The 23,345-nt window shown below is 62.1% G+C and carries 26 protein-coding genes; 18 read left to right on the top strand and 8 right to left on the bottom strand.

All coding sequences use genetic code 11. The annotated features are described in order from the left end of the window. Window positions 1-63: 63 nt before the first annotated feature. The 5 genes from dapA (at window position 64) to EEB13_RS18215 (ending at window position 7,587) form a co-directional block, all read left to right on the top strand. Complete coding sequence (gene dapA / locus EEB13_RS18240) at window positions 64-969, top strand: 4-hydroxy-tetrahydrodipicolinate synthase (protein ID WP_033234849.1); 906 nt, start codon at window positions 64-66, stop codon at window positions 967-969. After that, entirely contained in the window at window positions 970-2,976 is a 2,007-nt protein-coding gene (locus EEB13_RS18235) for a ribonuclease J (protein WP_033234848.1), read from the top strand. A 46-nt stretch (window positions 2,977-3,022) separates the two neighbouring features. After that, window positions 3,023-3,646, top strand: coding sequence for a TIGR03085 family metal-binding protein (locus EEB13_RS18230; protein ID WP_033235004.1), 624 nt, complete (start codon window positions 3,023-3,025; stop codon window positions 3,644-3,646). Window positions 3,647-3,760: 114 nt separating this feature from the next. Beyond that, window positions 3,761-6,565, top strand: a complete 2,805-nt coding sequence (locus EEB13_RS18220) for a DNA translocase FtsK (RefSeq protein WP_052683555.1) — start codon at window positions 3,761-3,763, stop codon at window positions 6,563-6,565. Between the two features lie 47 nt (window positions 6,566-6,612). Then, a complete protein-coding gene (locus tag EEB13_RS18215) occupies window positions 6,613-7,587 on the top strand; it encodes a TerC family protein (protein WP_045067374.1) in 975 nt (324 codons plus the stop codon). A gap of 6 nt (window positions 7,588-7,593) precedes the next feature. On the opposite strand, the gene EEB13_RS18210 is transcribed toward EEB13_RS18215, so the two are convergent. Both EEB13_RS18210 and EEB13_RS18205 read right to left on the bottom strand, forming a co-directional pair. After that, complete coding sequence (locus EEB13_RS18210; protein WP_033234846.1) at window positions 7,594-7,875, bottom strand: YciI family protein; 282 nt, start codon at window positions 7,873-7,875, stop codon at window positions 7,594-7,596. Window positions 7,876-7,906: 31 nt separating this feature from the next. Then, window positions 7,907-8,431, bottom strand: a complete 525-nt coding sequence (locus tag EEB13_RS18205) for an amino-acid N-acetyltransferase (protein WP_033234845.1) — start codon at window positions 8,429-8,431, stop codon at window positions 7,907-7,909. Between the two features lie 120 nt (window positions 8,432-8,551). On the opposite strand from EEB13_RS18205, the gene pgsA reads away from it, so the two are divergent. From pgsA to pspM, 5 genes are all read left to right on the top strand, one after another. Next, a complete protein-coding gene (gene pgsA, locus EEB13_RS18200; protein WP_045067376.1) occupies window positions 8,552-9,199 on the top strand; it encodes a CDP-diacylglycerol--glycerol-3-phosphate 3-phosphatidyltransferase in 648 nt (215 codons plus the stop codon). A 3-nt stretch (window positions 9,200-9,202) separates the two neighbouring features. Beyond that, window positions 9,203-9,700 carry a CinA family protein gene (locus tag EEB13_RS18195; RefSeq protein WP_141485968.1) on the top strand — a complete coding sequence of 166 codons (498 nt, stop codon included), beginning with the start codon at window positions 9,203-9,205 and terminating at the stop codon, window positions 9,698-9,700. A gap of 146 nt (window positions 9,701-9,846) precedes the next feature. Further along, entirely contained in the window at window positions 9,847-10,236 is a 390-nt protein-coding gene (locus EEB13_RS18190; protein ID WP_033234842.1) for a helix-turn-helix domain-containing protein, read from the top strand. Window positions 10,237-10,402: 166 nt separating this feature from the next. Then, the gene (locus EEB13_RS18185) at window positions 10,403-11,215 is read left to right on the top strand and encodes a PspA/IM30 family protein (protein WP_141485967.1); all 813 of its coding nucleotides are present in this window, start codon (window positions 10,403-10,405) and stop codon (window positions 11,213-11,215) included. A gap of 105 nt (window positions 11,216-11,320) precedes the next feature. Continuing rightward, complete coding sequence (gene pspM / locus EEB13_RS18180; RefSeq protein ID WP_261984584.1) at window positions 11,321-12,103, top strand: phage shock envelope stress response protein PspM; 783 nt, start codon at window positions 11,321-11,323, stop codon at window positions 12,101-12,103. Window positions 12,104-12,115: 12 nt separating this feature from the next. Here the strand turns inward: pspM and EEB13_RS18175 are convergent, their stop codons facing one another. The 3 genes from EEB13_RS18175 to EEB13_RS18165 are packed head-to-tail and all read right to left on the bottom strand — an operon-like array spanning window position 12,116 to window position 14,002. Further along, on the bottom strand, window positions 12,116-12,721 hold the full coding sequence (locus tag EEB13_RS18175; protein WP_033234840.1) for an energy-coupling factor transporter transmembrane component T family protein: 606 nt from the start codon (window positions 12,719-12,721) through the stop codon (window positions 12,116-12,118). Next, complete coding sequence (locus EEB13_RS18170) at window positions 12,718-13,398, bottom strand: energy-coupling factor ABC transporter ATP-binding protein (protein WP_033234839.1); 681 nt, start codon at window positions 13,396-13,398, stop codon at window positions 12,718-12,720. The genes EEB13_RS18175 and EEB13_RS18170 overlap by 4 nt, the downstream gene beginning before the upstream one ends. Window positions 13,399-13,405: 7 nt before the next feature. Next, on the bottom strand, window positions 13,406-14,002 hold the full coding sequence (locus tag EEB13_RS18165) for a biotin transporter BioY (protein WP_033234838.1): 597 nt from the start codon (window positions 14,000-14,002) through the stop codon (window positions 13,406-13,408). 229 nt (window positions 14,003-14,231) lie between these two features. Here EEB13_RS18165 and EEB13_RS31590 point away from each other — a divergent pair, with 229 nt between their 5' ends. The 8 genes from EEB13_RS31590 to recX all read left to right on the top strand — a co-directional run bounded on the left by EEB13_RS31590 (window position 14,232) and on the right by recX (window position 20,682). Beyond that, on the top strand, window positions 14,232-14,408 hold the full coding sequence (locus EEB13_RS31590) for a hypothetical protein (RefSeq protein WP_033234837.1): 177 nt from the start codon (window positions 14,232-14,234) through the stop codon (window positions 14,406-14,408). 18 nt (window positions 14,409-14,426) lie between these two features. Further along, window positions 14,427-15,140, top strand: coding sequence for a PIG-L deacetylase family protein (locus tag EEB13_RS18160; protein WP_045067381.1), 714 nt, complete (start codon window positions 14,427-14,429; stop codon window positions 15,138-15,140). A 65-nt stretch (window positions 15,141-15,205) separates the two neighbouring features. Beyond that, window positions 15,206-15,844: a TetR/AcrR family transcriptional regulator gene (locus EEB13_RS18155; RefSeq protein ID WP_033234835.1), complete on the top strand. Its 639-nt coding sequence runs from the start codon at window positions 15,206-15,208 to the stop codon at window positions 15,842-15,844. Between the two features lie 4 nt (window positions 15,845-15,848). Next, the gene (locus EEB13_RS18150) at window positions 15,849-17,393 is read left to right on the top strand and encodes a glycerol-3-phosphate dehydrogenase/oxidase (protein WP_141485966.1); all 1,545 of its coding nucleotides are present in this window, start codon (window positions 15,849-15,851) and stop codon (window positions 17,391-17,393) included. A gap of 32 nt (window positions 17,394-17,425) precedes the next feature. Beyond that, on the top strand, window positions 17,426-18,589 hold the full coding sequence (locus EEB13_RS18145) for a glycosyltransferase (RefSeq protein WP_045067386.1): 1,164 nt from the start codon (window positions 17,426-17,428) through the stop codon (window positions 18,587-18,589). Between the two features lie 47 nt (window positions 18,590-18,636). Then, entirely contained in the window at window positions 18,637-18,831 is a 195-nt protein-coding gene (locus EEB13_RS18140) for a DUF3046 domain-containing protein (protein ID WP_033235000.1), read from the top strand. A gap of 193 nt (window positions 18,832-19,024) precedes the next feature. Beyond that, window positions 19,025-20,062, top strand: a complete 1,038-nt coding sequence (gene recA / locus EEB13_RS18135; RefSeq protein WP_033234999.1) for a recombinase RecA — start codon at window positions 19,025-19,027, stop codon at window positions 20,060-20,062. An 8-nt stretch (window positions 20,063-20,070) separates the two neighbouring features. Then, on the top strand, window positions 20,071-20,682 hold the full coding sequence (recX, locus tag EEB13_RS18130) for a recombination regulator RecX (RefSeq protein ID WP_072782495.1): 612 nt from the start codon (window positions 20,071-20,073) through the stop codon (window positions 20,680-20,682). A gap of 134 nt (window positions 20,683-20,816) precedes the next feature. Here the strand turns inward: recX and EEB13_RS18125 are convergent, their stop codons facing one another. The 3 genes from EEB13_RS18125 to EEB13_RS18115 form a co-directional block, all read right to left on the bottom strand. After that, a complete protein-coding gene (locus EEB13_RS18125; protein WP_033234832.1) occupies window positions 20,817-21,713 on the bottom strand; it encodes an amino acid ABC transporter permease in 897 nt (298 codons plus the stop codon). Continuing rightward, on the bottom strand, window positions 21,710-22,390 hold the full coding sequence (locus tag EEB13_RS18120) for an amino acid ABC transporter permease (RefSeq protein ID WP_033234831.1): 681 nt from the start codon (window positions 22,388-22,390) through the stop codon (window positions 21,710-21,712). The genes EEB13_RS18125 and EEB13_RS18120 overlap by 4 nt, the downstream gene beginning before the upstream one ends. A gap of 100 nt (window positions 22,391-22,490) precedes the next feature. Beyond that, window positions 22,491-23,327, bottom strand: coding sequence for a glutamate ABC transporter substrate-binding protein (locus tag EEB13_RS18115; RefSeq protein WP_033234830.1), 837 nt, complete (start codon window positions 23,325-23,327; stop codon window positions 22,491-22,493). Window positions 23,328-23,345: the final 18 nt, after the last annotated feature.

The following is a 23,345-nucleotide window of genomic DNA, read 5'->3' as shown; positions in this document are numbered from 1 at the left end:
GTTCGCGACTCGACTGAAGACTCGTGTGCAGAAGTAAGCGACTGACCGGGTAACCTTCTGACCATGACCTACGGTGATTCCGCTTCTCTCGTCGAGCGTCCGTTCGGCACCATTTCCGTTGCGATGGTGACCCCGTTCACTGCCGACGGGAAGCTGGACGTCGACACGGGCGTGCGCCTCGCAGCCCATCTCGTCGACAACGGCTGCGACGGCCTTGTCCTTGCCGGCACAACGGGTGAGTCTCCGACCACCACCGAATCGGAGAAGCTCGACCTGCTCCGCGCGGTAATCGACGCCGTTGGCGACCGCGCCAAGATCGTTGCCGGAGCCGGCAGCAACGACACTGCACACAGTGTCGAACTCGCCCGCGACGCGGCCCGCGTCGGCGCTCACGGCCTTCTTGTTGTCACGCCGTACTACTCACGTCCCCCGCAGGCCGGGCTCTACGCGCACTTCACCGCAGTTGCCGACGCCACCGACCTGCCCGTCATGCTCTACGACATTCCGCCCCGCTCCGTTGTCCCCATCGAGACGGAGACAATCCGTCGTCTTGCCGAGCATCCCCGCATCAAGGCCGTCAAAGACGCCAAGGGTGATCTCAACGCGGGTGCAGAATTGATCGGCACCACCGAACTTCAGTTCTTCTCCGGCGACGACCCGTTGAACCTCCCGTGGCTCGCAGTCGGAGCCACCGGCTTCGTCAGCGTCATCGGACACCTGGTTCCTGGTCGACTGCGTGAGCTTCACACCGCATTTGTCACCGGCGACATCGCCCGTGCACGCGAAATAAACCTCAGTTTGATCCCTGTGATCCGTTCCGTCGCCCGTTTGGGTGGCGTCAGCGCGTCGAAGGCGGGTCTGCGACTCATCGGTATCGATGTCGGAGAACCGCGCCTTCCGCAGGTTGCACCCACTAAAGAGCAGATCGACGGTTTGGCCGCCGATCTGCATGCGGCAGGAGTTTTGTAAATGACCCGTCCCCCCCGACGTCGTAGTGCCAGTCGCCAAGCCGGACCGCCTTCGATCCCGGCACCCGAATCAGCTACGCCGGCAACCCCGCCGGCAGCTCCGGCTCCGGTAGCAGCTGAGCCTGCTGCCGCGGCGTCGGCCCCGAAAAAGGCTGCACCGCAAAAGGCTGCACCGCAAAAGGCTGCAGCCCAGAAATCGGCGCCGCAAAACGCAGCACCGCAAAAACAAGCCCGGAAGAGCGCTGCAGGCAACCGCCCGTCAGCCGGCAAGTCCGGTAACTCGCGTTCCGGGAACAAGCGTCCCGACAACCGTCCGCAGGTGGACCCGACCGCGCGTCTGGGCATGCCGCCCAAGGCCCCGGCCAGTGGACTTCGTGTTGTTGCGCTCGGCGGTATCGGCGAAATCGGCCGAAACATGACCGTGTTCGAACACAAGGGCAAGTTGCTGATCGTCGACTGTGGCGTTCTGTTCCCCGAGGACCAGCAGCCCGGCGTCGACCTCATCCTCCCGGACTTCCGTTACATCGAAGACCGCATGGACGACGTCGAAGCCGTCATCCTCACGCACGGCCACGAAGACCACATCGGCGCGTTGCCGTTCTTGTTGCGCCTTCGCGCGGACATTCCCGTCATCGGTGCCAAGTTCACACTCGCGCTCGTGGCGGCGAAGTGCCGTGAACATCGCCTGCGCCCCAACCTCGTCGAGGTCGTGGAAGGTGACTCCACCACGCACGGTCCGTTCGACTGCGAGTACTTCGCAGTCAACCACTCCATCCCGGACGCGCTCGCCATTGCGATCCGCACCGACGCCGGAGTTGTACTGCACACCGGTGACATCAAGCTCGATCAGCTTCCGCTCGACGGGCGCCTGACCGACCTCGCCGGATTCTCCCGCCTCGGTGACGAGGGTGTCGACCTTTTCCTCGTCGACTCCACCAATGCGGAAGTGCCGGGATTCGTCACGCCCGAACGCGAAATCGGCGGCGTGCTCGACAACGTCATCGGCAAGGCCAAGCAACGCGTCATCGTGGCGTCGTTCGCCAGCCACGTGCACCGTATCCAGCAGGTTGTCGACGTCGCGGCGCGGTACAACCGTCGCATCGTGTTCGTCGGCCGGTCGATGGTCCGGAACATGCAGATCGCACAGGATCTCGGCTACCTGCGGGTGCCAGACGGTCTGGTCGTCGACATCGATACCGCAGCCACACTTCCCGATGATCGACTGGTTCTCATCTCCACGGGTTCGCAGGGCGAGCCTCTCGCAGCGCTCTCGCGGATGGCTCGCGGTGAGCATCGCCAGATCAACATTCGTGCCAACGACCTCGTCGTTCTTGCGTCCTCGCTGATCCCTGGCAACGAGAACTCCGTCTTTGCCGTGGTCAACGGCTTGGCCAAGCGTGGCGCCACTGTCGTCACGCAGCAAAGCGCCAAGGTCCACGTATCTGGTCACGCCTCCGCCGGTGAGTTGCTGTACCTGTACAACGCGGTGCGCCCCACCAATGCCATGCCGGTGCACGGTGAATGGCGCCACCTGCGCGCCAATGCAGCCCTGGCCAAGGCGACGGGTGTTCCGGAAGAGCGCATCGTGCTGGCCGAGGACGGCGTTGTCGTCGACATGGTCGACGGTCTTGCCGAGATCGTCGGACGAGTTCCGGTCGGACACGTGTACGTCGATGGACTCTCCGTGGGCGATGTCGGCGAGCCGACGCTCTCGGACCGTCTGGTGCTCGGTGAGGGTGGCTTCATCGCCATCACCATCGTCATCAACGAGTCGACGGGACGCGCGGTCAGTACCCCCGAGGTGTCCGGACGTGGATTCTCCGACGACCCGACCGCTCTCAAGGACGCTGCACAACTCGTGGAAGCAGATCTTCTGCGCCTCGCGGGCGAAGGAATCACCGACGCACATCGCATCGCACAGTCGGTGCGTCGCGTGGTCGGCCGTTGGGTTGCGGACAAGTACCGTCGTCGCCCGATGATCATTCCGACGGTTATCGCGGTTTCCTGAGCGACTTCTCCCGGCAGTGGGAGAAGTTTCGCGTACGTTGGCGAAGGTGACCTTCGCATATGACGAACGACTCGCCCTGGTGGACAGCATGGTCGAATTCGGCCCCGATGCACCCACCCTGTGCGGGGAGTGGACAAATCGTGACCTGGCAGCACATTTGATCGTCCGGGAGCGGCGTCTCGACGCCGCTCCCGGAATCATGATCAGTGCCTTGGCCGGACATACCGAGAGTGTCAGAAAAGCGGCCGCATCGCGCCCGTGGGAAGAACTACTCCGCGACGTTCGCAGCGGACCGCCGCGCTGGTCGCCGATGTACTGGCTCGATTCTCAGGTCAACACCACCGAGATGTTCGTCCATCACGAGGATGTGCGCCGAGCGCATCAGCATTGGGTGGCCAGGGCGCTGCCACAAGATCGTCAGGCGGATTTGTGGAAGTACGCACGCCAGGTAGCCAAGCTGGGGTACCGGAAGTCCGACGTCGAAGTGATCTTCGAATTGCCGTCGGGTGAAAGTGCCGTTGTGCACAAAGCAGATACCCGGACGGTGGTTCTGCAGGGGGAGCCGGCCGAGCTCTTGTTACACGCTTTCGGACGCAACGAAGTGGTGATCGAAGCCAAAGGAGAACTGGCCGACGTCCAGTCCGTCATGGGCTTGGATCGCGGTTTCTGATTCGGCGCTCGATCCATTCGGCCGGCGTAGCGAACATCACGATTCGCACGTATGAACGGTGTTGCTGGTGTTGCGGATGGTCCGGATGGGGTTGCACCGACTAGCCTGAACGTCATGGCAGGTAAGTCGAGCGCCCGAGGATCCGGTACAGGTTCGAGTACAAGCACGTCCGCGTCCAGGGCATCGACCAGGTCGTCAGCGTCAACTCCCGCGGCAAAGTCGCGAACACGAACAGTCTCCACCCCCCGCAACGTCACGACAGCGTCGCACGCCGGTGGCCGCGCGGGAGCGGGTAAGGGAGCCAAATCGACCCCGAGGAAAGCGCCGGCGAAGAAGGCAGCCCCCAGGAAGGCGTCCGGTGCGTCCTCGGCGGCTCGTCGGCCGGTCGCAAAGTCGAAGCAGAGTGCCAGCCCGCTCGATGTTGTCGGCAAAGGCATTGCCGCCGGGTGGTCGCTGGCCGCTCGTGGCGTCGGAGCAACCACTCGCACGGTGAGCAAAGTCGGCGATATCGAGGCAGGCCACCGACGCGACGGAATTGCCCTCGGGCTCATTGCTTTCAGTGTTGTCGTCGCGGGCAGTGTGTGGTTCGCGGCGGGTGGACCGATCGGCGGCGGAATCGAAACGGCCGTTCGCGCGGTGTTCGGTGCTGTGTCGGCCGTTCTGCCGATCTTGTGCGTCGGAATCGCAATCCTGCTGATGCGCACGGAGCCGCGCCCCGAGATCCGGACCCGTCTCATCATGGGTTCGTTGCTGGTGGGGCTACCCGCACTGGGCTTGTGGCACATCGGTTCCGGTGCGGAGACAACTGCGGACACACGTGAAATCGGAGCCGGATTTGTCGGCTCTGTTGTCGGCGGACCATTGACCAATGGTCTGACGGCCTGGCTCTCGGTGCCGTTGCTGGTGATCGCTGTCGGCTTCGGAATCCTGTTGTTGACCGGAACCACCCTGCGACAGGTCCCCGGTAAGTTTCAGTCCTTCTTCGGATCTCCGTCCGGCGACGACGACGAATTCGAGGACTACGGCAGCGAATTCGACGACGACAGCTACGGTCGCGACTACGGGGGAGGCTCGTACGAGTCATCGGAGTTCGACGCCGACGGTTATCCGGTGGACACGTATGCGGAGCCTCCGCTGCGGCCGTCCAAACGGTCGAGCCGCCGGGCGCCGATCGACAACTACCCGACGGACGAATTCGAATCCGGCGACAAGAAGACCGAAATCCTCGACCTGTGGTCAGCGGACCCGGACGAAGTTGCCCCGGCAGCGGACGAGACCGCCTCCGCTGCGGAAGCGCCGGTCGCCGAAAAGCCGGTGACCCGGACCAGACCTCCCGCGCGATCGGTTCCGGTGGCGAAGCCGGCACCCAAGCCCGAGCCGGAACCCGAAGAGGCCGAAAGCTTTGTCACCGATCGTGTGACGGACGGCGACTACAACCTTCCGCCCACATCGCTGCTGATCGACGGCGACCCGCCGAAACTGCGCAGTTCGGCGAACGACGCGATGATCGAGGCGATCAGCGAGGTACTCGAACAGTTCAAGATCGATGCTGCCGTCACCGGATTCACGCGCGGACCGACAGTAACGCGGTACGAGGTGGAACTCGGTCCTGGCGTCAAGGTCGAGAAGATCACCGCGCTCGCTCGAAACATCGCGTACGCGGTGGCCACCGACAACGTGCGTCTTCTCGCTCCGATTCCGGGCAAGTCGGCCGTGGGCATCGAGGTGCCCAACTCGGACCGCGAACTGGTTCGCTTGGCCGACGTGCTGACGGCGCCGAGCATGCGACGCGAACACCACCCGCTCGTGATCGGACTGGGTAAGGACATCGAGGGCGACTTCGTCCATGCGAACCTCGCGAAGATGCCCCACTTGCTGGTTGCCGGTTCCACCGGCTCGGGTAAGTCGAGCTTCGTGAACTCGATGCTCGTGTCGCTGCTGACCCGCGCGACTCCCGACGAAGTTCGGATGATCCTGATCGACCCCAAGATGGTCGAACTGACGCCGTACGAGGGTATTCCGCACTTGATCACGCCCATCATCACGCAGCCGAAGAAGGCGGCGGCCGCGCTTGCGTGGCTGGTCGAGGAGATGGAGCAGCGCTACCAGGACATGCAGGTCAACCGGGTACGCCACATCGACGATTTCAATGCGAAGGTGAAATCCGGCGAGATCACCGCACCGCTGGGTAGCGAACGCGTCTACCGGCCGTACCCCTACATCCTGGCGATCGTCGACGAGTTGGCAGACCTCATGATGACCGCTCCGCGTGACGTCGAAGAGGCCATCGTGCGAATCACGCAGAAGGCACGTGCCGCGGGTATCCACTTGGTGCTCGCGACACAGCGCCCGTCCGTCGACGTCGTCACCGGTCTGATCAAGACGAACGTGCCGTCCCGATTGGCGTTTGCGACGTCGTCCCTGACGGACTCGCGAGTCATCCTCGATCAGCCGGGAGCCGAGAAGCTCATCGGTATGGGTGACGGACTGTTCCTCCCCATGGGTGCCGGTAAGCCGACCCGTATGCAGGGCGCATTCATCACGGATGAAGAAATTACCGCGGTCGTGGATTTTGCGAAGAACCAAGCAGAACCCGAGTACACCGAAGGCGTCACCGCTGCGAAGGCCGGCGAGAAGAAGGACGTCGATCCCGATATCGGGGACGACATGGACGTGCTGCTGCAAGCTGTCGAACTTGTCGTGACCAGCCAGTTCGGTTCCACGTCGATGCTGCAACGCAAACTGCGCGTCGGGTTCGCGAAGGCCGGACGACTCATCGACCTCATGGAGAATCGTGGAATCGTGGGACCGAGTGAAGGGTCCAAGGCTCGCGAGGTGCTGGTGAAGCCCGACGAGTTGGACGGATTGTTGTGGTCCATTCGGGGCGGCGATCCGGAGGATAGTTCATCCGACGACTAGTGACGTGGGTCGGCGGGTAACCGTCGGCAGACGATCGGAGGCTGCTCGTGCATGTGACACCGTTGACGTGGGTTATCACGATAGTGGTGATACTCGGCCTGTTTGTCTTCGATTTCTTCGCGCATGTCCGGACGCCTCATGCACCGACCTTTCGTGAGTCGGCCTTCTGGTCGACGGTCTACATCTCGATCGCGATAATTTTCGGTCTGATCGTGATGTGGATCTGGGGGACGACGTACGGCGGCGAGTACTTTGCCGGCTACGTCACGGAGAAGGCGCTGTCCGTAGACAACCTTTTTGTGTTTGTCATCATCATGTCGACGTTTGCGGTCCCGCCCCAGTACCAGCAGAAGGTCCTGCTGATCGGAATCGTGCTCGCATTGGTGATGCGAGGGATTTTCATTGCGGTGGGCGCCGCGGCCATCAATGCCTACAGCTGGGTGTTCTACCTCTTCGGAGCCTTCCTGATCTACACCGCGTACACGTTGGTCCGCGACCACGGACACGAGAAGGAAGCCGAAGAGAAACGTGACAGCCGAATCATCAGCATTGTGAAGCGTGTACTGCCCACTACCGAGGAGTACGACGGCGACAAATTGATCACCAGGATCGACGGCAAGCGTGTCATTACGCCGTTGATGTTGGCGCTCATTGCCATCGGATTTGCGGATGTGTTGTTCGCGCTGGATTCCATCCCGGCGATCTACGGACTGACCCAGGAGCCGTACATCGTGTTCACCGCCAACGCCTTTGCGTTGATGGGCCTACGCCAACTGTATTTCCTCATCGGCGGACTGCTCGAGCGGTTGGTCTACCTCTCGTACGGGCTGTCGATCATCCTCGCGTTCATCGGCGTCAAGCTTGTCCTGCACGCATTGCACGAGAACACGCTGCCGTTTGTCAACGGCGGCGAACACGTCAGCGTGCCGGAGATTTCGACGGCATTGTCCCTGTCCGTCATCATCGGTGTGTTGGCCGTGACCACGGTCGCGAGCCTGATGAAGACCCGCGACCGCGCCTGAGCAGGTTCAGGCCAACTGACCCAGTACCGGCACCCACTCGGTGATCCGGATATTCGCGACTAGATCGGCTTTGGCAAACGGATCGTGCGTGAAGAGAAGTGCCACGGTGTCGGCGTCTGCCGTGTCGACGATGATGAGTGCTCCGAGGCCGTCGGCGAACGGGCCGGACGTCACGACGATGTCACGCTCGAGAAGATCACCGAGCCATGCCCGGTGATCGGGGCGGAGGGCGTCACGCTCGGCGTTTTTTGCGGGGTCATAGGTGTATTCGACGAGGAACAACGACATCGGGACCGCTTTCGGGATGTGAGTGAACCGATCAGAGCGTCAGAAGCATACGGGTATTTCCGAGGGTGTTGGGTTTGACGTAACTGAGATCGAGGAACTCGGCGACACCGGCGTCGTATGACCGGCACATCTCGGTATAGACCTCGGCGGTGACCGGAGTTCCCTCGATTTCGACAAAGCCGTGGCGGTGGAAGAAGTCGGTCTCGAAGGTCAACACGAACAACCGCTCCAATTCCAACTCGCGTGCAACTTCGATCAGTTTGTCGACCACCTGGAAGCCTGCTCCCTGGCCCTTGACGGTGGGATCGACTGCCACAGTGCGAATCTCGCCGAGGTCCGCCCACAGGACGTGCATCGCCCCGCAACCCAGAATTTGGCCGTCCTTTTCGGCGACCCAGAACTCCTGCACAGCCTCGTACAACGTCACCAGGTTCTTTTCCAGCAGAATCTTGCCGGCATAGATGTCGATGAGGCGTTTGATTTCCGGGACGTCGGATGTTCGTGCCCGCCGCACGATCAAGTGGCTTTCGGTGTCGCTGCGCGCGGTGGAAGTCATGTGGTGCACATTAGTCAATGGGTCTACCGATATTCTGAGTCGCGTGCCTGTCCGCTCCACGAAATACCCCGCCCGCCCGGTCACCGTCCGGGTTCGGCCCGCCTTCCGCGCGGTGATCCGATGAGTTCCCCGCGTGATCAAGCAGATGCCCATCGGGCTGCTGTAGGGCCCACTGGAGAAACACCGGCCGACAAACCCGTCCCACTTTTCAATATCGCGAACATCTTGACAATGATTCGGATCGTTCTTGTTCCGGTCTTTCTCGTCGTGCTTTTTGTCGACGACGGTCAGTCGACGTCGTGGCGTCTGGGCGCGATGGCGATCTTCATCGTCGCCGCGGTGACCGACCGGATCGACGGCCAGTTGGCCAGGAAATACGGTCTGGTCACCGACTTCGGCAAGTTGATGGATCCCATCGCGGACAAGGCACTGATCGGCGCTGCGCTTATCGGGTTGTCGGTACTCGGTGACCTGTCGTGGTGGGTGACCGGCGTGATCATCGCCCGCGAACTCGGAATCACGCTGCTGCGTTTTGCCGTGCTCCGCCATGCCGTGATTCCTGCCGGCAAGGGCGGCAAGCTCAAGACCCTCGTCCAGGCCGTAGCGATCGGTTTCTACCTGTGCCCTTTGCCGAGCAGCTGGGACGTGGTCAGCTGGCTCCTGATGGCCGCGGCGGTTGTGCTGACCGTCGTCACCGGCCTCGAATATGTTGTTCAAGCCATCAGATTGCGCGCCGGCGTCCGGTTCGCCGAACGAGACGGACACTGACCTGTGCGCGATCCGCTGCTCGACCTCGGTGTCGGCGAACTGATCGCCGCGTTGGTGGTGGCGGGGGAGAGCGTCGCGGCTGCCGAGTCGCTGACGGCCGGACTGTTCACTGCTGCGCTGGCGTCGGTTCCCGGATCGAGCCAAGTCCTGCGCGGCGGCCTGGTGGTGTACGCCACCGATCTGAAAGCGACGCTGGCAGGCGTAGATCCAGATGCGTTGGCACTCGACGGCCCGGTGTCCGCATCCACGGCGATTGCTCTGGCCGACGGTGCCCGCACTCGGTGCGTCGCCGATTGGGGTGTCGGACTGACCGGTGTAGCGGGGCCGACCGAACAGGACGGGAACCCTGTCGGCACGGTGTTCTTGGGGATTGCCGGGCCCGACGGAACTCTGTGTGAGCGTCTGTCGTTGACAGGAGAGCGGTGGGAGATTCGAATCGCTGCAGTCGCGGCAGCCGTGTCGCGGTTATGTGATCGTGTTGAAGAGCGCCGGGCACGATAGGCTCGGGAACCAATCGGTCGAGTTCGGACGTTGACTGTTGTGAAGGTGTGCAACAGCCACGGTGTCGAGACGGTACCGATGTGGCCAGGTGACGGTGCGGACCTGTGAAAAGACAGGTACGGCACGACGGATGAAGGAGGAGCGAGATGGCGCTGCTATTGCGTGAGGCAATCGGTGACAGTCTCCGGCGTACGCGCGTTTCGCAGAGTCGCACGCTACGTGAGGTGTCGAACAGTGCGCGTGTGAGCTTGGGCTACCTGTCCGAGGTGGAACGTGGACGCAAGGAAGCGTCGAGTGAACTGCTGGCCGCGATCTGCGATGCGCTTGCCGTACCGCTGTCCGACGTGTTGGTCGACGTCAGTGAAACTCTGGCCACCAAGAAGTCCAACTCTGCGCTCGGTCGTCCGGTTTCCGGTGCCGCGCCGACCGGTGCAGCCGCTGCTGTGTCGGCACAGGTGTCCGGTTCGCCGTCCATCGCCCGGGATACCCGAGTGGTGATTCCGGCGCCCAACGCGCGCAGTTTGGCTGCTGCGTAGCTACTGGCCGCTTGAACCCGATAGATTCGGTAGATATACCGGTATGGCAGTGCAGGGTCAGGGCAGTTGGAGCGCAGCCCTGATGTATTGGTGAGTTTCGGTGTGCGACGGTCGTTCACCGGGTCGCGTAGCGCGCGGCGCATCAGATGGAGGCAGGATCAAACCCATGGCTAATCCTTTCGTCAAGGGCTGGAAGTACCTGATGGCGCTCTTCAATTCGAAGATCGACGAGAACGCCGACCCGAAGATCCAGATCCAGCAGGCGATCGAGGACGCGCAGCGTCAGCACCAAGCGCTCTCGCAGCAGGCCGCGTCGGTGATCGGTAACCAGCGTCAGCTTGAAATGAAGCTCAGTCGTCAGCTCGACGAGGTCGAAAAGCTCAACGCCAACGCGCGTCAGGCCGTCAACCTCGCCGATCAGGCTGCCGCTGCGGGCGACAACGACAAGGCGATCCAGTACACAAATGCCGCTGAGGCTTTTGCCGCTCAGCTCGTCACCGCCGAGCAGGGTGTCGAGGATCTCAAGGCGCTGCACGATCAGTCGTTGCAGGCTGCTGCGCAGGCGAAGAAGGCCGTCGAACAGAACGCTATGACGCTTCAGGCCAAGGTTGCCGAGCGCACGAAGCTGCTCAGCCAGCTCGAGCAGGCCAAGATGCAGGAACGCGTCAGCGAATCGCTGCGATCCATGGACAGCACGCTGTCCGCACCCGGCAACACGCCAAGCCTGGACGCCGTTCGCGACAAGATCGAGCGTCGCTACGCAAATGCCCTCGGCTCGGCCGAACTTGCCCAGAACTCGGTGCAGGGTCGGATGATGGAGGTCCAGCAGGCTTCCGTGCAGATGGCCGGGCACAGCCGACTCGAGCAGATTCGCGCATCCATGAAGGGCGAGGCACTGCCGTCCGGTGGGACTGCGGCGGCACCTGCGCCGACATCAATCGAAAAGCAGCCGCCTGCTGCCGGAACCAGCGGCCAGTAGATCCACGGTCTGCAGTTTTCCAGAGATACACGATTCGACACACTGATGTTTTCTTCACGAGGTGGCCGGCCTGAGCGAGAGCCCAGGTCGGCCGTTCCTGTTTCCATGTCCGGCGCATTCGGTGCGCTGGGCCGTACTGCAGATTCGCTCCGCGAAGTGACGGCGTCCGCTGCGGAGGCAGCACGGCGGTGGCAAGATCCGCGGGCAAAATTCGAGCGCAAACGAGCACGTGCGAGGCGACGCGCCCAGCGCTGGGGATTCATCTCCGGTGGAACCGTGATCGGCACTGCCGGGCTTGCGGTGGCGTCGGCGCCGGACTGGTCCGTTGTTGTCGCTGGTGGGGGAGCCGCACTGTTTGCGGTACCCGCTGTTGTTGCAGTCGGGCGCTACCGGTCGATGAACGCCGGGCCGCCGCCCGCTCCGATCCGGCGGCGACTGCCACCGTCGTCCTCGCGCGCGTTCATACCGATGTCACGACTGGTCGGAGCAGAAACTTCGCTGTTCGAAATTCTTGGTGTGCTGCGACGCGCAGACACCATCGATCCCGGCGAACTCGACGAGATCACCGTGACTGCAGATTCCGCATTGCGCGCGATGTTTGCGGTGTCGTCCGATATCGCGTCGATGGAACGGGCCGTGACATCGACCCCCAAGGTTGCCGAGACACTCGAACCGACTATCGCAGGTGCCGTTCGCGAACTGCAGGCCGGACTTGGTCAGTACGAGGATCTCGTCAATTCAGCCGCAACCTTGACGGCGCCGCACACCCCGTCTGCCCTGGTGGGATTCAACCGTGAACTGTCGGCTCTGCACGCGGCCGCAGAGCGTCTGTCCAGCCTGGCCGATGCGATCGGCGAGGTCGACGAGATCACCCAGAAGTATCGCTGAGCTGGTCCGCGTTCAGTCGTCAGCTCCGCGCGCAGCCAGTGCCTCACCCATCGCGTCGGCGGTCATGAGGGTTCCGATGATGACGGGAACGGCAAAGGATCGCAGTGAGAAGCCGAGACCGCGGGCCTTGCGTGCTTCGGACACCTGTGTGATGACCTCGAACATCAGCGGGATGCACCGGATGGTCATCGCCAGCAGGAGCGCGATTCTTTCGGGATTGACCCCGAATCGGCGCAGCGGGGTGAGGAAAGCCGTGATGGCGTCGAGCATTTCCGAAATGCGGGTTGTCAGACCCATGAGCGCGGCCAGCGCGATCGACAGGATCAGAACGCCACAGACGACGGCCGCGCGCTCCCACCCGGCGACGAGTATCTGGAATCCGCCGATGAACAGCAGCATCCACAATGCCGGCCGCAGATGGGCGATCGCGATGCGGAACGGAATACGCGCGGCCACGTAGAGCGCAACAACAACAACGGTGGGTGGCACCAATTGCCAAGGGCTGCGCACGAATACCGATACCGCGACGATTGCGACGATCAGCGCGAGAAGTTTGTAGCCAGGCCGCGCCCGATGGAGGATGGACGTGCCGGCGCGGTAGTGGCCGAGTGTGGTCACGAGACGAGGGAACGGTAGAAGTCGACGGACTCCGCGGGCGGGCCGTCGGCCACGACAAGCCCTCGATCGATCACCAGAACTCGATCGAACGAGGAGAGCAGATCCAGTTGGTGGGTCACCACGATCAACTGCTGTGTGAGGGACGCGAAGACAGAGCTGATGAGCTGCGAGTTGCGCAGATCGAGCAGCGTTGTCGGTTCGTCCGCCACCAGTACCTTCGGCTCGGTCACCATGATGGCGGCCAGGGCAAGAAGTTGTTTCTGACCGCCGGACAGTTGGTGGGTGGGATGGTCGCTGTGTGACGCCAATCCGAAGCGCTCGAGGACCGACGAGACTTTCTGGGCCCGTTCAGCCTTGCCGAGTCCGCTTCGCCGCAGCGAAAACTCGATGTCCTCGGCGACGGTCGGCATGACAATCTGATGATTGGGATCGGTGAACACAAAGCCGACGTGCTTGCGTACGTCGCGTCCCTTCTTGGCGGTATCCAAACCGTCGATACGGACGGAACCTGTTGCCGGAATCACCAATCCGTTGATCATGCGGGCAAGCGTCGACTTGCCGCTTCCGTTTGCACCGACAATCCCGATGCGCTGCTCGGTCAGTGTCAGGTCGACACGATCGAGCACGGTGCGTTCGCCGAAACTGTGCCCGACGCCTTCGAAGATGATCTCGCTCATCGAGGAATCAGTTCGCCACTGCTGTTTTTGCGCGTGCGGCGACGCTGTCACGAAGCAGTGCCGGATACGCACGATGGACCTGAGCGGCGACCACTGCGGTGACAACGGCTTTCGCAGCATCGAGGGGGATGAAGGCGGCGTTGGCGGTCCACGCGGCGAGGAAGGTCATGTGTCCACGGATCATCATCCCGGCGATTCCGAAGAGGTAGAGAACAACAACACCGCCGAGAAGGTTGATGCCGATTCCAGGAATGATTCGGTACTTCGGGAGCATCTTCGTCGTCAGCCATCCGATGACAAACGCCGCAGGTATCCAGCCGATCAAGAACCCGGCAGTGGGACTCGACAGCGCAAATAATGCAGTCCGCCCGCCGGCGAGCACCGGTAGCCCGACCAGGCCGAGCGCGATCACGGTCAGCACCGCCAGTACGGCCTTGCGAGGCCCGAGGAGCGCACCGGCCATCATCACACCGAGTGATTGAAGGGTGATCGGCACACCGGAGATTCCGATGTTGATCGCCCCCGGTAGACCCAACGCGATGATGAGGGCCGCGAACACTGCAACGTGCGCGAGGTCGCGGGCCGGAATTCGGGTGGTAGACACGGCGAACGTGCTCCTTAGGGCGTACTGGATGGAACTTCGCGAGTCTACGTCAGCGCGAATCACGGGTGTTTTGGATGCATGCCCAGTCTCGTCATGGTTGATCAGGGTGAACCCTGATCTTTACCTGATCTTGCCGGTGAGCTGCTGCTTTGTCCGGCCGAACGTGTCAGGCTGGTGTCACGGACTTTCTCTAAGCCAGTCCGAAAGCTCACGGCAAGGAAGGTACGTCATGTTCTGGAAAATCGTGTTGGCTGTGGTCCTCGTGTGGATCGCGCTTGCAGTGGTCGGCGCGTTGATCAAGGGTCTGTTCTGGATTCTGGTGGTCGGCGCGCTGGGCGTCGGCATCTACTTCCTCGTGAAGGCGATGTCGGGCAACGATGAAAACACACCCGTTTCGAGGATGTGACAGGCACAATCGTGCGGTATGGAACCATTCCCCGAGGACTGGCAGCGCGCGATTGTGGTCGTCGCCCATCCGGATGACATCGAGTACGGCGCAGCTGCAGCGGTAGCCCGCTGGACGGATCAAGGCAAGGACGTCAGATACGTACTCGCGACGAGCGGGGAAGCCGGGATTGCAGGACTGCCGCCGGCGGAGTCCGGACCCATCCGCGAGGCAGAAGAGCGTCGCAGCGCCGCTGTTGTGGGAGTGAGTGAAGTCGAGTTCCTGGGTCTTCCTGATGGTCGACTGATTGCCGGACTCGAATTGCGTTCCGTCTTGGCAGCCGCGATCAGGCGGCACCGGCCGGAACTGGTGGTGACGATGAACTTCTCGAACACCTGGGGCCCTGGCTATCTCAACAGTGCCGATCATCGAGCGCTGGGAATCAGTGTCCTTGACGCGACCGCGGACGCGGCCAACGAGTGGATCTTTCCGGAACTGTCGGACATCGGACTCGAACCGTGGACCGGAGTTCGGTGGGTTGCAGTGAATTCGATGACACCGACTCACGGCGTCGACGTGAGTACAACGGTGGCGCGAGCGGTGGATTCCTTGGCCGAGCATTCACGGTATCTGGCGGCGCTGAGTGAGATTCCGGTACGCGTGCAGGCGCAGGCTCAGATCGACATGGTGTCGGGGCCGAAACCCGGCTTCGAGGCCGACCGTGCCGTCGGGTTCGAGTTGTACTATTTCTGATAGTCGGAACACGCCGTGTACTAGTCGCACTGCCGGACGGCGCGTCGGGTAGCGTGTTACACACGATGGCAATCCGTAACGCAGATGATCAAGTCCTGCCGCGAAAGGGCGACGGTCAGCGCACTCCAAACCTCGCGATCGACAATCTCATTCTTGATGCCGCGCGATCGTGCGTGCTCGATTTCGGTATGCAGCGCACCACGTTGGCCGAGATCGCTCGGCGCGCCGGCGTCAGCCGGCCGACGGTCTACCGGCGCTGGACGGATACCAGAGCAGTTGTCGCAGACCTCCTCACTCGCGAAATTCGGGAGGTCCTCCCCGACATACAGACGACGGGTTCGGCTCGGGATCTACTTCTCTCCGCAGTGGTCGACGTTGTCGCCGAGATCCGCGATCATCCGCTGTTCGTGAAGATCCGGTCGACGGATCAGGAATTGCTGACCACCTACATCGTGGATCGCATTGGTGCCAGCCAGAAGTCGATACTCGAACTCATGACTGCTGTGGTCACAGCCGGGCAGCAGGACGGATCGATCCGTCACGGAAATGCTGACGAGATAGCGTCCATGCTGTTGCTGATGGCGCAGTCGGTGGTGTTCTCGGCACCGACACTGCAGGATCGACTTTCTGCCGATGCAGCGGTGCAGCAGTTGAGAATTGCGGTGTCGGCGTACCTGACGCCGACTGCAGGAACGGACGGTTAGAACGATGGCCGACAGCGATCACAGTGCACCGAATGCCGATCCGTCGGCGCTCAACGCCGCCCGTCGGACCCGCGAGTGGGACGAACTCTCACGCGGAAGTTCCGTGGATCTTCTGGTTATCGGCGGCGGAATCACCGGTGTCGGTGTGGCATTGGACGCCGTGACGCGTGGCCTGAGTGTTGTGTTGGTGGACAAGCACGACCTGGCCTTCGGTACCAGTCGGTGGAGTTCCAAGCTTGCTCACGGCGGACTTCGGTATCTTGCGTCGGGAAATATCGGTATTGCGCGTGAGAGTGCAGTCGAACGCGGAATCCTGATGACGCGAACGGCGCCGCATCTCGTACGGGCGATGCCGCAACTCGTACCGTTGCTCCCGCAGACGTCGTTCTTCGGAAAGTCCTTGGTGCGTACCGGATTTCTAGCCGGTGACGTCTTGCGGGCAACGGCTCGGACACCGTCGTCGGTGTTGCCTCGCTCGCGCGCGGTGAGCGCGTCTCGGGCACGAGAGTTGGTGCCGGCGGTACGGCAGGCGGACCTTCGTGGTGCGCTGACGGCCTACGACGGTCAGTTGATCGACGACGCTCGACTGGTTGTGAACATCGCCCGCACAGCGGCATCTTTCGGTGCTCGGATTCTGACCAGGGTGGGTGCCTACGAGGTGTCCGGTACGTCCGCGACGTTGCGAGACGAGTTGACCGGAACCGAGTTTCTGCTGCGGGCTCGGACAGTGGTCAACGCGACGGGCGTGTGGGCAGATCAGGTGGATCCCAGTATCACCCTGCGTCCGAGTCGCGGCACGCACTTGGTGCTCGACGCGAAATCGCTGGGTAACCCCACTGCCGCACTGACGGTTCCGATTCCGGGTGAGACCAATCGGTTTGTCTTCGCGTTGCCGGCGCAACTCGGCCGGATCTATCTCGGTTTGACCGACGAAGCGGCGCCCGGCCCCGTACCCGACGTACCGCAAGCGTCGGACGCGGAAGTGGATTTCCTTCTCGCTACGGTCAATACGGCTTTGGAAGTTCCGTTGACCCGGGCCGATGTGCTCGGCACTTTTGCGGGTTTGCGACCGTTGCTCGATACCGGCGGGGGATCGACTGCTGACCTGTCCCGTAATCACGCGGTGGTCCGGTCGGCAACCGATGTGATCACGGTTGTCGGTGGCAAGCTCACGACGTATCGCAAGATGGCGGAAGACGCCGTCGACTGCGCCGTCGAAGCGGGCGGATTGAACGCGGGTCCGTGCCGAACGCGCAACCTGCCGTTGGTCGGTGCCGCGTCGCGAGCTGTGTTGGACAAGGTTCGAGCGCCCGCCGGGCTGGTGGCGCGGTACGGCACCGAAGCCGAAGCGGTGGTCGGGTTGGGCGATGACGGACTTCGTCAGGTAGCCGGGCTGGATATCTGCGCCGCCGAACTCGCCTTCGCGGTGTCTCACGAGGGGGCACTCGACGTGGACGATCTCCTGGATCGTCGGACGCGTATCGGTCTGGTGGCTTCCGATCGTGAACGTGCGTTGCCGGAGGCGGAGCAGGCATTCCGGGCGGTATGACCGGTCGTTGTGGCGTGTGACACGCTGATGCGGTGCGAGTAGCCGTTGTTGCCGGGCCGGACCCGGGTCATGCTTTTCCCGCAATAGCGTTGTCGCTGGCGCTGATCGCCGCGGGCGACGAGCCGATCCTGTTTACCGGGTCGAGATGGGTGGAGAAGGCCCGTGCTGCGGGAGTGAACACCGAACCTCTCAAAGGCTTGGCGCCGAGGCCCGGCGACGACGACCTTGACGCCGGTGCGCGGATCCACTCGCGGGCGGCGTACATCTCGACCGAACTGCTGCCCGATCTGAAAGCGGTAGCCCCGGATCTGGTGGTCTCGGACATCCTCACTGCCGGAGGTGGATTGGCTGCCGAGCGACTGGGAATTCCGTGGGTGGAGCTCTCGCCTCATCCGCTGTACTCGCCGTCCCGAGGCCTGCCGCCCATCGGGAGCGGGTTGGCTCCCGGCGTCGGGTTTCGCGGACGCCTGCGCGACACCGTGATGCGAGCGGCAACGGGGCGTTCGATCAAGCAAGGACTGGCCCAGCGATCCGAGGCACGCGTCGGAGTCGGACTTCCCGCAGTAGATCCAGGTCCACATGCACGATTGATCGCGACGATTCCAGCGCTGGAAGTTCCGCGGCCGGATTGGCCTGCCCACGCGCACGTCGTCGGCCCGTTGTTATGGGAACCGACTCGCGAGATTCTGGAACCGCCGCCAGGTTCGGAACCGTTGGTCATGGTGGCGCCGTCGACCGCGCATACCGGTGCGGTGGGAATGCTCGAGCAGACCGTCGACGGCCTGGAAGGGTCAGGGCTGCGGCTGATCGCGTCGGTTCTCGACGGTTCGGACGCGCTGTATCCGGATTGGGTTCGTGCCGGGCTCGGCCGCCAGGACGTGATGCTGCGCGACGCTTCGGTTCTGGTGTGCGGAGGTGGGCACGGAATGCTGGCGAAGGCTCTGTCGGCCGGCGTGCCGACGGTGGTTGTTCCCGGCGGCGGCGATCAGTGGGAGTTGGCCAATCGTGCCGCTCGCGCCGGTAGTGCGGTGATCGTACGACCGGCTGATGCAGGATCCATCAGGGACGCGGTGTTGCAGGTTCTCTCCCAGCGCAGCTTCGCCGACGCGGCCGGCGCTGCCGCGGCGACGGCATCCGACGTCCGCGACCCGGTAGCGGTGTGTCGGGAAGTTGTGGCCGGGGGAGTGGCGGCCTGACCTGTGCGGAGTGTGCACAGCTGCCTGGGTGGACTACCGTGGCGCCCGTGCGATTGACCGAGTTTCACGAATTGGTACGAGAAGAGTTCGGGCAGGTACGAGGTGACTCGATGCTGCTCGACCACGTCATCCTGAGTCTGGGCGGACTGACTGCCGCAGAGGCTATCGAGGCAGGCCAGGACCCCCGCGAGGTGTGGCGAGCGTTGTGCGCGGAGTTCGACGTGCCGCCGTCGCGTCGCTAGTTTATTTCGGCAATGTTCGATCCTTGCCTGTGTTTCGAACAGATGTTCGTCTATGCTGAGTGTGTTCGGTGGTAACTGCCGCTTCCGCGACTGCAGGGTTCGAGCGGGTCGGCACGATGAATCAAAAGTTTGTCGGTAGCCGGATCTACTCTGATCGCAACACCACTGAAGAGACTTGAGAATGGGGATCACGATGGCACCACAGGCACCAGATCGGGACAAGGCGCTCGACCTCGCGTTGGCGCAGATCGACAAGAATTTCGGCAAGGGTTCGGTGATGCGCTTGGGCGAAGGCGTTCGCCAGCCCATCGCGGTGATCCCCACGGGTTCCATCGCGCTCGATGTCGCGCTGGGCATCGGCGGCCTGCCTCGTGGTCGAGTCGTCGAGATCTACGGCCCGGAATCCTCGGGTAAGACCACCGTTGCATTGCACGCAGTTGCCAATGCGCAGGCCAACGGCGGCATCGCTGCATTCATCGACGCGGAACACGCACTCGATCCGGATTACGCGGCCAAGTTGGGTGTCGATACCGACGCACTGCTGGTCTCCCAGCCCGATACCGGTGAGCAGGCGCTCGAGATCACCGACATGTTGATCCGCTCCGGCGCTCTCGACATCATCGTTGTCGACTCCGTGGCAGCACTTGTTCCCCGCGCTGAAATCGAAGGCGAAATGGGCGACAGCCACGTCGGTCTCCAGGCTCGTTTGATGAGCCAGGCACTGCGAAAGATCACCGGTGCCATGAACAACTCGGGCACCACCGTCATCTTCATCAACCAGCTTCGCGAGAAGATCGGTGTGATGTTCGGTTCACCCGAAACCACCACCGGTGGTAAGGCTTTGAAGTTCTATGCGTCTGTCCGTCTGGACATCCGCCGTATCGAGACGCTCAAGGACGGTACCGACGCAGTCGGTAACCGCACCCGCGTCAAGGTGGTCAAGAACAAGGTCGCCCCGCCGTTCAAGCAGGCCGAGTTCGACATCCTCTACGGCCAGGGCATCAGCAAGGAAGGCTCGCTCATCGACATGGGTGTCGAGCACGGGTTCATCCGTAAGTCCGGCTCCTGGTACACCTACGAAGGCGACCAGTTGGGTCAGGGCAAGGAAAATGCTCGAAAGTTCTTGCTGGAGAACACCGACATCCGTGACGAGATCGAGAAGAAGATCAAGGAAAAGCTGGGTATCGGTGCCGATGTCACCGCTACCGATGAAGCTCCCGCCGACTTCTGATCCCTGTCATGGAGTACATCGACGATGACGGTGGCAGCGACACCGGTTATCGACGGTCTCGCTCGCGGTCCGATCGGGCGGGCAGCCGTGGTGGCAGCGATCACCGCGGCGAACGTAGGCAGCGCGGCGAAGGTACACAGCGCGCCGAGGGCGGCACGGAGGCGCAGGCAAAAGATGCTTGCCTGCGCCTCCTGAGTGACCGTGCGCGCAGTCGGTCCGAGTTGGAAAAGAAGCTGATCAGCCGGGGATACGAGACCGACATTATTACTCGGGCACTCGATCGTCTCCAGGAGATCGGTCTCATCGACGACGCGGATTTTGCCAACCAGTGGGTGCATTCACGTCACACCTATTCGGGCAAAGGCAAGAAGGCGTTGGCCGTCGAACTTCGACTCAAGGGCGTCGATCAGGATGTGGCAACAGAAGCGTTGTCGCAGATCGATGCCGAAGACGAGCGTGAGCGGGCAGCAGATCTCGTTCGAAAGAAGTTGCGCAACAAGCCGGTCGACGATCGCGACAAGGTGATGAGACGTCTGGTGGCGATGCTTGCGCGCAAGGGCTACTCGGCGAGCATGTCGTACGAGGTCGTCAAAGCCGAGATGGCTGCCGCGGAGCCGTAGGCGACAAAACTATGCGGAGCCGTAGGCGACAAAACTGCGCGGAGCCGTAGGCGACAAAACTAGAAGCGGGGTGTGTCACCGAATTCGGTGACACACCCCGCTTCTGGTGTCGGTGACGCAATAGGTCGATCAGTTCACGGCTTGGTCAGATCCATTCCCGGAACCGACACCGCAACATCGGCGACAGGCGGAGCGATCGGGCCCTTGCCCTTTCGCTTTCCGGACCTCAGTCGTTTCTCGACCTTGGTTGCCAGGTAAGTCAGCGAAGAGTTCAAGATGATCATGATGACAGCAGCCACCATGAGCGCCGGCAGGTAGTTCTGGAACGCAGCACCCAGCTGGGTGGACTGTCGAACAAGTTCGGTGTAGCCGATGATGTAACCCAGAGCTGAATCCTTGAGCGCAACAACCATTTGCGATATCAGTGCGGGGAGCATGGTTGTGACTGCTTGGGGCAGCAAGATTGTCACCATGATTTGAGATTTGCGCATACCGAGAGCTTTGGCGGCTTCACTTTGTCCGCGGGGGAGTGAGTTGATTCCCGAGCGAACGATTTCCGCGATCACCGATCCGTTGTAGAGCGTCAAGCTCACCACGACGGCCGTAAGCGCCAAGTAGTCGAGTTTCACGATCTTGTATTCGGCAAGAACGGCGTACATGAAGATGATCAGCAGAAGCACGGGAATCGCACGGAACAATTCCACGATGACACCACTGATAATTCGCACAACGCGGTGATCGGACAATCTGCCGATTCCGAGAATTGCGCCGAGGATCAGTGCAAGCACGATGGACAGTGCTGCCGCAATCAAGGTGCCCTTGATGCCGGGAAGCAGATACGTCGTCCAGACGTTCGCCTGCAGGAACGGATCCCATTTGGCGGAGGTCAGCTGCCCCTTGTCGTCGAGCGCGCGGTACACGACATACGCGATGGTGAGGGCGAGGACGGCTACGACAACCGAAGCGAATCGGTACAGTGCCCGTGCCTTCGGGCCGGGTGCGTCGTAGAGAACCGTTGCTTGCTTAGTCATCGTGCGACCTCGAATTTCTTGGCGAGCTTACCGAAGAGCAATCCTGTCGGCAGGGTCAAGATGACAAAGCCGACTGCAAAGATTCCTGCGGTCACGAAGAGTGCGGCTTCGTTTTCGAGAATCTCCTTCATCAATTTCGATGCCTCGGACACGCCGATGACGGCGGCGACGGTGGAGTTCTTGGTCAGAGCGATCAGGACGCTTCCGAGCGGTGCGATCACAGCGCGGAAGGCCTGCGGAAGAACGATGAGTCGGAGGTTCTGCAGGAAGGTCAACCCGAGGGACCGTCCTGCTTCTGCCTGTCCGGCATGGACGGTGTTGATTCCGGCGCGGATCGACTCGCACACAAACGACGCGGTGTAGACGCTCAGTCCGAGGACGGCCAAGCGGAAGTTGTTGTCGATCACGAAGGTTGACGAACTGGTCGATGCGAGGCTGATGTCGAGAGTTTGGTACAGACCGAACACACAAAAGAGCAGGATCAGGGTGAGCGGCGTATTGCGGAAGACAGTGACGTAGGCGGCGCCGAGGAATCGGGCGACAGGTACGGGAGACACCCGCATCGCGGCAACAATCACTCCGAGTATCAATGCGCCGATCGCCGAGAAGATCGTGAGCTGGATCGTGGTCCAGAACGCTTCGAGGATCTGGCTTCCGTAATCGTCGAGTATTTTCACTTACGGTCTCCCCAGTTCATGGGTCGTTGTTGAAAGTGCTTGCCCAGGTGGGGTTTCCGGACATGGAAACCCCACCTGGAATGGCTACTGCTCAGCTGGATCAGTACCGGTCGACAGTGGGCGGAGCGGGCATCGTGTAACCGGACGGGCCGACCGTCTCGGTGAATGCTTCTGCCCACGCTCCGGAAGAGATCATCTTCTCGATGGCATCGTTGATCTTGCCGCGGCCTTCGGAATCGTCCTTGGCCAAGCCGATTCCGTAATTTTCGGTCGTGAACGGCTCACCGGCGATACGGAATGCACCGGGGGACTGTGCCGCGTAGCCGGCGAGAATGATGTCGTCGGTCGTGACTGCGTCGACCTTGCCGTTGCGCAGCGCTTCGACGCACGCCGAGTAGGTGTCGAATTCCTGGAGCTGGACGTCCTTGGCGTAGGTGTCCTTCACCTTCTGGGCGGGGGTGGACCCAGCCACCGAGCACAGGATCTTGCCACCGTTCAGTGATTCGGGACCGGTGATGTCGGTGTTGTCCGCATTGACGAGCAGCGACTGGCCGGCGACGAAGTACGGTCCGGCGAAGCCGACCTTTTCCTTACGTGCGTCGGTGATGGAGTACGTCGCGACGATGTAGTCGACCTCGCCGTTCTGGATCAACGTCTCACGCTGGGCGGACGGTGACTCCTTGAACGTGATGTTCTCGGGCTTGACGCCCAATTCGTTTGCAACGTACTTCGCGACCTCGACGTCGAAACCGGTGTACGTGCCGTCCGCGTTGCGCAGGCCGAGTCCTGGCTGGTCGAACTTGATGCCGATGGTGAGCTTGCCGTCAGCGGCGTTCTCGCTGACCGTCTTGCTCTCCTCGCCACCGCCACAGGCGGTTGCTGCGAATGCAATGGCCATGATTCCGATTCCGAAACGGACGGAACGATTGATCTTCATGGAGATCCTCTCAATTGT

The sequence above is a fragment of the Rhodococcus sp. WS3 genome (genome assembly GCF_003797085.1).
Classification (GTDB): Bacteria; Actinomycetota; Actinomycetes; order Mycobacteriales; family Mycobacteriaceae; genus Rhodococcus_F; species Rhodococcus_F globerula.
Note: the sequence above shows the minus strand (reverse complement) of the source record. Positions and strands in the feature narration are given on the sequence as shown.